The organism is Paenibacillus sp. FSL R5-192 (assembly GCF_000517845.1).
In the GTDB taxonomy this organism is placed as follows: Bacteria; Bacillota; Bacilli; order Paenibacillales; family Paenibacillaceae; genus Paenibacillus; species Paenibacillus amylolyticus.
This window is the reverse complement of sequence record NZ_ASPR01000058.1, coordinates 1-975: the sequence shown is the minus strand read 5'-3', so window position 1 is coordinate 975 and position 975 is coordinate 1. Positions and strand designations below refer to the sequence as shown.

The 975-nt window shown below is 41.6% G+C and carries 1 pseudogene; it reads left to right on the top strand.

The features are described 5' to 3' along the window. Positions 1 to 975 (top strand): annotated as a pseudogene (locus C161_RS32640) (transglycosylase); the annotation flags it as partial.

The window sequence follows — 975 nt, the reverse complement described above, 5'->3', positions numbered from 1 at the left end:
TACCGTTACTATGGCGGCAGCAACTGCTGGACTTTCTCTGTTGGTAGGTGCTATTGCTATTTTCGCAATGAAGAGTGGGGAAGCAGAAAAAGCAGAACGTGATCGGGTTCAAATGATGAAGGACAATGATTCTGCGAGTCAACAAATGATTAGCCAGTATCAAAGGCAGATTGACTTGTTGCCTAAGATGGTCAATGCACACAATTCCTTAAAAGCGATGATTGATGGTGGAACACTATCCACGAGTAAACAGGAGCAAGCAAAACGCCAACTGGAAGAAATATCTAAAGCGCTTGCGATGACTATAGGAAAAGAAGGACTAGCTCAACTTGAAGCTGCAGGGTTTACAGACGAGGCAACTCAAATACAGATCTCTGCTCTTAATACGTTGATTGACAAGCAACGAGAAGCTAGAAAGGCTGTATTGGAAGATCAAAGAAGCGGTCTACAAGACCAAATGAATGAAAATATCGCTGTCATTGAAAAAACGAAGGAGAAGATAGAGTCTCTTGAAAATAGTTTGATCGCAGGCGGCGTAGAATTTATGAAGAACATTTTCAGTTTCAAAAGTGTGGATGAATCATCCAATGAACTGGAGAATTTACAAAATAAACTTGATTCTTTAGAGACGAAAAATCGTGAGTTGGAAGCTTCAATAAGTGATGCAAATGTCCAAATGCAACAAATGACCGTAGAATCTGTCGAAGCCCAAAAGGAAACGGATGCTTTAGCGGGGATAAACGGGAAGGCATCGGATACGATTGAAGAATTGACTGAAAAACTGGTTGAGCAGACGAAAGCTTTGAGAGAGTCCGTTCAAGCAAGTATTTCTTCAGTTTCTGAGCTGAACCAAGTTGCAGACACGCTCTCCAAAGGACAATCATTAAGTGCATCTTCTGTGGCAGACTTGATTCTAAAATACCCTGAATTGGCTTCCCAGATCCGGAAGACAACGGATGGATGGATATTTGAAGG